The 8,674-nt window shown below is 59.9% G+C and carries 10 protein-coding genes; all 10 read left to right on the forward strand.

Features of this window, described 5'->3' with window-relative positions; genetic code table 11:
• The first annotated feature begins 129 nt into the window (after positions 1-129).
• Positions 130-1,182 carry an alanine racemase gene (alr, locus tag DWA01_RS06890; protein ID WP_114285117.1) on the forward strand — a complete coding sequence of 351 codons (1,053 nt, stop codon included), beginning with the start codon at positions 130-132 and terminating at the stop codon, positions 1,180-1,182.
• Positions 1,179-1,964, forward strand: a complete 786-nt coding sequence (locus DWA01_RS06895) for an MlaE family ABC transporter permease (RefSeq protein WP_114285110.1) — start codon at positions 1,179-1,181, stop codon at positions 1,962-1,964. Before alr ends, DWA01_RS06895 begins: the two co-directional genes overlap by 4 nt.
• Complete coding sequence (locus DWA01_RS06900) at positions 1,961-2,707, forward strand: ABC transporter ATP-binding protein (RefSeq protein WP_114285111.1); 747 nt, start codon at positions 1,961-1,963, stop codon at positions 2,705-2,707. Before DWA01_RS06895 ends, DWA01_RS06900 begins: the two co-directional genes overlap by 4 nt.
• 22 nt (positions 2,708-2,729) lie before the next feature.
• Entirely contained in the window at positions 2,730-3,410 is a 681-nt protein-coding gene (locus DWA01_RS06905) for a hypothetical protein (protein ID WP_136057680.1), read from the forward strand.
• Between the two features lie 342 nt (positions 3,411-3,752).
• The gene (locus DWA01_RS06910) at positions 3,753-4,211 is read left to right on the forward strand and encodes a paraquat-inducible protein A (RefSeq protein ID WP_114285118.1); all 459 of its coding nucleotides are present in this window, start codon (positions 3,753-3,755) and stop codon (positions 4,209-4,211) included.
• Between the two features lie 126 nt (positions 4,212-4,337).
• On the forward strand, positions 4,338-5,702 hold the full coding sequence (gene radA / locus DWA01_RS06915; RefSeq protein WP_114285113.1) for a DNA repair protein RadA: 1,365 nt from the start codon (positions 4,338-4,340) through the stop codon (positions 5,700-5,702).
• A gap of 20 nt (positions 5,703-5,722) precedes the next feature.
• On the forward strand, positions 5,723-6,277 hold the full coding sequence (locus DWA01_RS06920) for a CvpA family protein (protein ID WP_114285114.1): 555 nt from the start codon (positions 5,723-5,725) through the stop codon (positions 6,275-6,277).
• A 120-nt stretch (positions 6,278-6,397) separates the two neighbouring features.
• A complete protein-coding gene (locus tag DWA01_RS23455) occupies positions 6,398-6,553 on the forward strand; it encodes a cupin domain-containing protein (RefSeq protein WP_235008447.1) in 156 nt (51 codons plus the stop codon).
• 42 nt (positions 6,554-6,595) lie between these two features.
• On the forward strand, positions 6,596-6,763 hold the full coding sequence (locus DWA01_RS23460; protein ID WP_235008448.1) for a cupin domain-containing protein: 168 nt from the start codon (positions 6,596-6,598) through the stop codon (positions 6,761-6,763).
• A gap of 134 nt (positions 6,764-6,897) precedes the next feature.
• Positions 6,898-8,346 (forward strand): amidophosphoribosyltransferase, encoded by a 1,449-nt coding sequence (purF, locus tag DWA01_RS06930; protein WP_114285115.1) that lies wholly within the window; start codon positions 6,898-6,900, stop codon positions 8,344-8,346.
• The last annotated feature ends 328 nt before the right edge of the window (positions 8,347-8,674 follow it).

Here is an 8,674-nt window from a genome sequence, read left to right on the forward strand (position 1 = left end):
GGTCCCGGCACGCCGATGGGCTGCCGGGGTTCACTCTGATGCGAGGCCAGGGGCCCGGATCCGCCTGTCCACAGCATCTGGTCCTCTTTTTCCCTTGCGAAACCAGGGCGACAGCGCCAGAACATGGCCATGGCTACAGCAACATTACATATCGATCTGAACGCTCTGGGCGCCAACTGGCGTGCGCTGAATGCGCTTTCTTCCCCCGCAACAGAAACCGCCGCAGTGATCAAAGCCGACGGCTACGGTCTTGGCGCCGCACTGGTGGCCAGAGCGTTGCTCAGCGCTGGTGCACAGCAGTTTTTTGTCGCCGTTGCGGAAGAAGGTGTTGCAGTGCGCCAGGCCATCGGTGCCGGGCCGCGCATCTCGGTGTTCAGCGGCCATTGCCCAGGCGACACTGCCTTGCTGCGCGATTATGATCTGACGCCGATGCTCAATTCACCGCAGCAGATCCGGCGCCATTTTGACACCCTGCCCGGCCAGGCCTTTGGCATCCAGCTTGACAGCGGTATGAACCGGCTCGGGCTGGAGCCCGCCGACTGGGCGGCTGTGCGCGATGAGGCGCTGGCGCAGGCACCGGTGGTGGTGATGTCCCATCTCGCCTGTGCCGATGAGCCGGAGCATGCGATGTCTGCACAACAGCTGGCGGCGTTTAAGGAGTTGACGGCGGGGATCAGCACCCCACGCTCGCTCGCCGCCACTGGTGGCATTCTGCTGGGCAGCGATTACCATTTTGATCTGACCCGCCCGGGCATCGGGCTCTATGGCGGCTTGCCCTTCAGCGACGCCCGCCCGGTGGTGCGCCTCGAAGTGCCGTTGATCCAGTGCCGCGACGTCGCCGCAGGCGAGAGCGTCGGTTATGGCAACAGCTGGACCGCCACACGCCCTTCGCGCATTGCCACCCTGGCCGCCGGGTATGCCGACGGGCTGATCCGCGCCATGTCAGGGCGCGCCACGCTTTATTGTGACGACACGCCCTGCCCGCTGGTGGGGCGGGTGTCGATGGACCTGCTGACGGTGGACATCACCCACCTCGATCACACGCCCGAAAGCCTGGACATTCTCAACCCGACCCAGACGGTGGATGTGCTGGCCGGTGTCGCCGGCACCATCGGTTATGAAATTCTCACTTCGCTCGGCGCTCGCTATGCGCGCCGCTACACAGGAACCGGCGCCACATGACCGTTGTGATCACCCCGCTGGCGCTGTTTGGGCGCTGGGCGCTGGCGCTGCTGGCCGCCATTGGCCGTATTGCCCTGTTTGCCGGCCAGACCGTTGCGCATATCGTGAAGCCGCCGTTTTACCGCCGGGAATTCACCTCAGCGCTGTTGCATATCGGTTACCTGTCACTGCCGGTTGTCGGCATGACCACCTTTTTCACCGGCGGCGCGCTGGCGCTGCAGATCTTTGCGGGTGGTGCCCGGTTTTCCGCCGAAGCAGTGGTGCCCCAGATCGTTGCCATCGGCATGGTGCGCGAGTTGGGCCCGGTGCTGGTCGGGCTGATGATTGCGGCGCGGGTCACCTCGTCCATTGCGGCTGAACTGGCCACCATGCGGGTGACCGAGCAGATCGACGCCCTGGTCACCCTGTCCACTCACCCGATGAAATATCTCACCGTGCCGCGCGTGCTGGCCGCCACCCTGGTGATGCCGCTGCTGGTCGGCGTCGGTGATGTGATCGGCATTATGGGCGGCTTTCTGGTCGGCACCGAACGGCTGGGATTTAACGGCGCAACCTACCTGCAGAATACGGTGGAATTCCTCCAGCTCAATGACGTGGTCACCAGCCTGATCAAAGGCGCGGTGTTTGGTTTTATCGCCGCCACGATGGGCTGTTATTACGGCCTCAATTCGGGTCTCGGCGCCCAGGGTGTCGGTCGCGCCACCAAAGCCTCGGTTGTGGCGGCCTCAGTGCTGATCCTCGCCGCCAATTTCATCCTGACCGGAGTGTTCTTTTCCATATGATTACGCTCACTGACATCCATAAATCCTTTGGGTCCAAGCAGGTGCTTCGCGGCGTCGATCTGCATATCCCGCGCGGCGAATCCATGGTCATCATCGGCGGTTCCGGCACCGGCAAATCGGTGACGTTGAAATGCGTGCTGGGCCTGGTGACGCCGGATCAGGGCCGTATTGAAGTGGACGGGCAAAACGCCGCCCGCGCTGAACGCGACACGTTTCTGGCCCGTTTTGGCATGCTGTTTCAGGGCGGCGCGCTGTTTGATTCGATGCCGGTGTGGCAGAACGTGGCTTTCCGCCTGCTGCGCGGCTCGCTCAAACGCCCGCGGGCTGAGGCGCGCGAGATTGCAGTGGAAAAACTGCGCCGCGTTGGTCTGTCACCCGATGTGGCAGACCTGTTCCCAGCCGAGCTGTCCGGTGGCATGCAGAAACGTGTTGGCCTGGCCCGCGCCATTGCGGCAGAGCCCGAGATCATCTTTTTTGACGAGCCCACCACCGGGCTGGACCCGATCATGGCGGGCGTAATCAACGAGCTGATCCGCGAGATTGTGGTCGAAATGGGGGTGACGGCGATGACCATCACGCACGATATGAGTTCCGTGCGCGCCATCGCCGACAAAGTGGCCATGCTGCATGACGGGGTGATCAAATGGAGCGGCCCGGTGGCGGACATGGATGCCTCCGGCGATCCCTATCTGGACCAGTTTATCCATGGCCGTGCCGAGGGGCCGATTGCGAGTGTGCGGTAGAACATCATTGTAGGAGAAGAATTTGAGTATTGAAGAAACGCTTATTAAGCATATCACCGAATTTGAGACTGCACAATTTGCAGAAAACGAGGCAAGCCCTACCGGTTACTCTCGGGATTTCCATACTGTATTCCTGAAGGCAGACGCTCGCTTTCGCATTGCTTCTAAGACATTGAATTTAACTTATCCTTCCGCCCCACCAGATGGCACCTATGGCGAACAAATGAGCGAGATTCTCGAACGTTATGGGGCTATTGTCTCTAGTTGGAAAGGCCTTCTCCTTGCCCGCAAATTTGAAATCGAAGCCGCACTCGAATATGAAACCGCTACTGGGGAATTTTCAGAATCCATTTTGTTTGACGAGGCAAGCCGAAAGACAATGGGCAAAATCGTCGAAGCTATGCGAACAGAAGTTCACAGCAGCGAATGGCTTGGCGCTGATAGAAAACGCCGTGTGCTCACAGCAATCAATGCGGTCCAGACTGAAATCGACAAGGAAATCAGCAACTTTCACCTTGTCCTGGGCAAAGTCGTAGATCTTGGGGACGCACTGGGAAAAGCTGGTGACAAAGCAAAGCCCGCCTTTGATCGGATTGAGCAGCTTGCAAATGCGATCCGCGGCAGGCGGAAAGAAACCCTCGAAATTGAAAAGGATACCGATCCACTGAAAATCGAGGACTTGCGCCACGAACCAGAAGAGTAAGCCCCTGCACTTACCCACTGTATCCGTAGATTCATCTTGGCAGAACCACTCCCGCCAGAGGCCTCAACCACAAACCAAGCGCCTGACCCTGGGTGGGCGCAACGCGCCCTCCCGTGGGGAGGGTCAGGCGCGGTCCGGAATGATATTCCGGACAAACAGTGCGGAACCAATTCCCGTCGCGGCAATGGCGCGGCGTAAGGCCGATGAACGGGCGCCGCCTCCCGCTGCACGGCGGGCGAAGAAGATCAGGCCGAACGCACATAACATCCGAACAAGCGTTGGCGAAACTTTCCTTTCCCCCTCGCAACCTGGCCGCCCCCTGCCTACAGTCGCCGCATGCAAATGATCCGCTACGCCAATCTCGCCCTGCTTATCCTGTTCCCGCTCAGCTGGTTTGCACCGCTGATGCGCGCCGGCATGCTGCCTTTGTTTGGCCTGTCTGAAATCACCCTGCTCTCCGGGCTGCAAAGTCTGTGGTCCGCCGACATCCCGCTCGCCTTGCTGGTGACCTTCCTCGCCCTGGTGGCGCCGATGGTGAAAACGCTCGGCCTCGCTCTGATCCATTGGCGCATGGCCAGCCCGCGCCTGCTCGGCCCGTTAAAGTTCATCGGGAAACTGGCGATGGCGGATGTTTTCCTGGTGGCGATCTATGTGGTGCTGGCCGGGGGCATCGGGTTTGGCCGGGTGGAGATCGCCTGGGGGCTCTACCTGTTCACCGGCTGCATTCTGGCCTCGCTGGGCCTGTCCTTCGCTACCGAGCGCGCCCGCAAGAACCGCCGCAGCGCCGCACAGACCAAATGACGCGTGCCTGTGGCGCGACCCGTCCCCGCCAGCAATGACTTCAGCACCGGCAAAAAATCGCGCGCCATTAAAATTCTACCTGCACGCCCCCTAGCCAGACGCGTCAGGATCGGGCAGTAAACGGAGATGGTTAAAGCAAAATCCTTCACCTGCAGCGCGTGTAATGCCGTTTTCAACAAATGGTCCGGCCGCTGTGACACCTGCAGCGAATGGAACTCCATCTCTGAGGTAAAACCGCTGACCTCCGGTCCGGCCAAAAAATCGCTGGGCAGCATGCGCGGCAACCGGGTGGCATTGAGCGACCTCGCCTCCCAGCAAGCGCCGCCACCGCGCACCCGCAGTATGATGAACGAGCTCGACCGGGTGCTGGGCGGCGGCCTGGTGCCCGCCAGCGCCATTCTGGTTGGCGGCGATCCGGGCATCGGCAAATCGACACTTTTGCTGCAGGCCGCCGCCCGGTTCGCGGACGTCGGGCTGAAAACCATCTATATCTCGGGCGAAGAATCCACCGCCCAGGTGCAGATGCGGGCGCGCCGGCTCGGCCTGACCAAAGCGCCGGTACAGCTGGCCTCAGAAACCAACCTGCGCGACATCCTCACCACGCTGGAGGCAGAAAAACCCGACCTCGCCATCATCGATTCGATTCAGACCATGTGGGCCGACAATGTCGAAAGCGCCCCGGGCTCGGTCTCCCAGGTGCGCTCCGCCGCCCATGAGCTGACCACATTCGCCAAACGCAACAATATGGCGGTGGTGCTGGTGGGCCATGTCACCAAAGACGGCCAGATCGCGGGTCCCAGGATCATCGAACATATGGTCGACACCGTGCTCTATTTTGAGGGCGAACGCGGCCATCAGTTCCGCATACTGCGGGCGGTGAAAAACCGCTTTGGCCCGGCGGATGAAATCGGCGTGTTTGAAATGACCGGCGCCGGCCTGGCCGAAGTCGCCAACCCCTCAGCCCTGTTCCTGTCGGACCGCGATAATCCCGCCCCCGGCTCGGTGGTCTTTTCCGGCATCGAAGGCACCCGCCCGGTGCTGGTGGAGTTCCAGGCGCTGGTCTCGCCTTCCCCGCACAGCCAGGCCCGGCGCACAGTGGTTGGCTGGGACGGCTCGCGCCTCGCGATGATCCTCGCAGTGCTGGAAAGCCGCTGCGGCATACCCTTTGCCGGGCTCGACGTTTATCTCAACGTCGCCGGCGGCATCAAAGTCAATGAACCCGCCGCCGATCTGGCGGTGGCCGCCGCCCTGGTCTCGTCGCGCGAAGATGTCAGCCTGCCCGCTGATACGGTGGTTTTTGGCGAATTAAGCCTCTCCGGCGCGCTCAGACCAGTGAATCAGACAGAAAACCGGTTGAAAGAAGCCTCAAAACTTGGTTTCTCAACTGCAATCGCTCCGTCACGGAGCAAAATTACTTCCGACAGCGGGCTCACGTTGCGACAGATGCCCGATTTGACGACTTTCGTCGGTGACATTTTCGGTGCAGGATAGCGCTAAAAGGGGACAGAACCATGGACGGTTTTACAATTATTGACGGCGGCGTGGCGCTGGTGATCGTATTTTCAGCGATCCTCGCGTATTCGCGCGGTTTTGTGCGCGAAGGCATGGCCATTCTGGGCTGGGTCGCTGCGGCGGTCGTGGCCTTTCTGCTGGCGCCGCGCGCGGTGCCGCTGGTGAAAGAAATCCCGGTGATCAACGACCTGATCGGCGACAGCTGCGAACTTTCGACCATTGGCGCCTTTGCTGCGGTGTTTGCCATCGCGCTGGTGCTGGTGTCGTTCTTCACACCGCTGTTTTCCTCGGTGATCAAACATTCTGCGCTTGGCGGCATTGATCAGGGGCTTGGTTTCCTGTTCGGCGTGGCGCGCGGCATGTTGCTGGTTGTGGTGGCGCTGGTGGTCTATGATCGCGTGGTGGTCAATGAAAGCATCGCCATGGTGGATGACAGCCGCTCGGTCAAAGTCTTTGCCAGCGTGCAGGACAAGATCGAAGAGCAGATCCCCGAAGACGCGCCCGGCTGGATCGTTTCACGCTATGACGAGCTGGTTGGTGCCTGCACCCTGTAAATGTTGCTGTAAATGTTGTGTTTCTGACGACAGAAAGACTGCAGGGCCGCCTGAAACCACGGCTGGCCCTGCGCGACCAGGATGGAACATAACTCCAGGTCGGGACCAGGAACTCCTCCCATGATAACCGGCAAGTTCAGATCTGAACTTGAGACGCTGATGGAATATTGGTCCCCTAAAATCGTCAGCCGTATCAATGACCAGTATATCAAGGTTGCCAGACTGAAAGGCACCCTGGTCTGGCACAAACACGATGATGAAGATGAAATGTTCTAGATCGTGCAGGGATCACTCACGATCGAATAGGAAGACACCTCTGTGACCCTGTCAGCAGGGGACTTCCACGTGGTGTCCAAAGGGAAAATGCACAATCCGGTTGCAGATACCGAATGCTGGATTGTTCTGATCGAACCTGTAACGATCAGACACACCGGCGAACTCACCGTCGCAAAAACCAAATCAGTGGCAGCGCAACTGCGGGGCTGACATCATTCCGGGTTCCTGACCGGGTGGTTTAAAATATCACTTTTGCGATCCCTGGGTGACAGCGGCGTCGCAAAGCACTAAAGCAGAGGCGACAACCCCTCAGCCGGATTCGGAGCCCCGCCACTATGCGAGAGATGCCCCCTGCCACCCCCTTTGATGATGACAAGCTAAAGGAGGAGTGTGGCGTTTTCGGCGTCATCGGTGTAACCGATGCTGCCAATTTTGTTGCCCTCGGCCTTCACGCGCTGCAACACCGCGGCCAGGAAGCGGGCGGCATTGTCTCCCACGATCCCGATGACGGTTTCAACTCAGCCCGTCGTTTTGGCTATGTGCGCGACAATTTCACCCGTCAAAGCCTGATGAGCACCCTGCCAGGCCCACTTGCCATCGGCCATGTGCGTTATTCCACTGCCGGCTCCAAGGGCGCGGCGATCCGCGACGTGCAGCCCTTCTTTGGTGAATTCGCCATGGGCGGCGCCGCCATCGCGCATAACGGCAACATCACCAATGCGATGGCGCTGAAACGCGAGCTGATTGAACGCGGCTCGATCTTTCAGTCTTCCTCGGATTCCGAATGCATCATCCACCTGATGGCACGCTCGCTGCAGCAAAACATTCCCGAGCGGATGAAAGACGCGCTGCGCCGGGTTGAAGGCGCCTTTTCCATCGTCGCCATGACCCGCACCAAACTGATCGGTGTGCGCGACGCGCTGGGTGTACGCCCGCTGGTGCTGGGCAAAATCGGTGACGGCTGGGCGCTGAGCTCTGAGACCTGTGCACTCGACATCATCGGCGCTGAGTTTGTGCGCGAGATTGAACCGGGCGAAATGGTGGTGATCACCAAAGACGGTGTTGTGTCCCATCATCCGTTCGAGAAAAAACCCTCGCGCTTCTGCATCTTTGAAAAAGTGTATTTCTCCCGTCCAGACAGCATCATCGCCGGGCGTTCCGTCTATGAAACCCGCCGTCAGATCGGTGTGGAACTGGCACGCGAAGCCCCGGTCGAAGCGGATCTGGTCTGCCCGATTCCCGACAGCGGCACCCCGGCAGCGATCGGCTTTTCCCAGGAAAGCGGCATTCCCTACGCCATGGGCATCATCCGCAACCAGTATGTCGGCCGGACCTTTATTGAACCCACCGAGCAGATACGCAACATGGGCGTGCGTCTGAAACTCAACGTCAACCGGGCGCTGATCAAAGGCAAACGGGTGATCCTGGTGGATGATTCCGTGGTCCGCGGCACCACTTCGCGCAAGATCAAAGACATGATCCTGGACGCGGGCGCTGCCGAGGTGCATTTTCGCATCGCGTCGCCGCCCACCATGTGGCCCTGTTTCTATGGTGTGGATACGCCGGACCGGGACAAGCTGCTGGCCGCCAATATGAGCATCGATGAGATGCGCGACCACCTTGGCGTCGACAGTCTCAGGTTCATCACGCTCGACGGTCTTTACCGCGCAGCGGGTGAAGAAAACGGCCGCGATGCCAAATCGCCACGCTATTGCGACGCCTGTTTTTCCGGCGAATACCCGGTGCCGCCAGCAGATATGCTGGACAAAGGCTTTAAGCTGCAGGCGAAATAACCCTCACCGGACCCCATCCGGTGACAAGTATCAAACGGCGCTTGCCCCTCGGGGCCGGCGCCGTTTTTGTTTCCCGGCACCGCCTCATTTCCAGAGGCGCAGACGCCCGCTGCGCCCCCCGCCTGCAGAAATTCAGTTCCGGCTGATCACAATTGTTTCGCTTGTCATTTGCGTCCCAGTGAACGCGCCCCCTACACCTCCCGAGCCCCCATACATTCCCTAGGTCGACGGCAAACTTGCTCGATAATAGGTCTGTATTTTCAGGCTGAGATACCCCTCAGGTACACGCAGACTAAAATTGGTAACCAGCACTTTTGGAAATACGGAC

This window comes from Candidatus Halocynthiibacter alkanivorans (genome assembly GCF_003333265.1).
Lineage (GTDB): Bacteria > Pseudomonadota > Alphaproteobacteria > Rhodobacterales > Rhodobacteraceae > Halocyntiibacter_A > Halocyntiibacter_A alkanivorans.

Coding starts and splice junctions, on each gene's coding strand:
- alr (WP_114285117.1), top strand. CDS start 130: ATGGCTACAGCAACATTACATATCGATCTGAACGCTCTGGGCGCCAAC.
- DWA01_RS06895 (WP_114285110.1), top strand. CDS start 1,179: ATGACCGTTGTGATCACCCCGCTGGCGCTGTTTGGGCGCTGGGCGCTG.
- DWA01_RS06900 (WP_114285111.1), top strand. CDS start 1,961: ATGATTACGCTCACTGACATCCATAAATCCTTTGGGTCCAAGCAGGTG.
- DWA01_RS06910 (WP_114285118.1), top strand. CDS start 3,753: ATGATCCGCTACGCCAATCTCGCCCTGCTTATCCTGTTCCCGCTCAGC.
- radA (WP_114285113.1), top strand. CDS start 4,338: ATGGTTAAAGCAAAATCCTTCACCTGCAGCGCGTGTAATGCCGTTTTC.
- DWA01_RS06920 (WP_114285114.1), top strand. CDS start 5,723: ATGGACGGTTTTACAATTATTGACGGCGGCGTGGCGCTGGTGATCGTA.
- DWA01_RS23455 (WP_235008447.1), top strand. CDS start 6,398: ATGATAACCGGCAAGTTCAGATCTGAACTTGAGACGCTGATGGAATAT.
- purF (WP_114285115.1), top strand. CDS start 6,898: ATGCCCCCTGCCACCCCCTTTGATGATGACAAGCTAAAGGAGGAGTGT.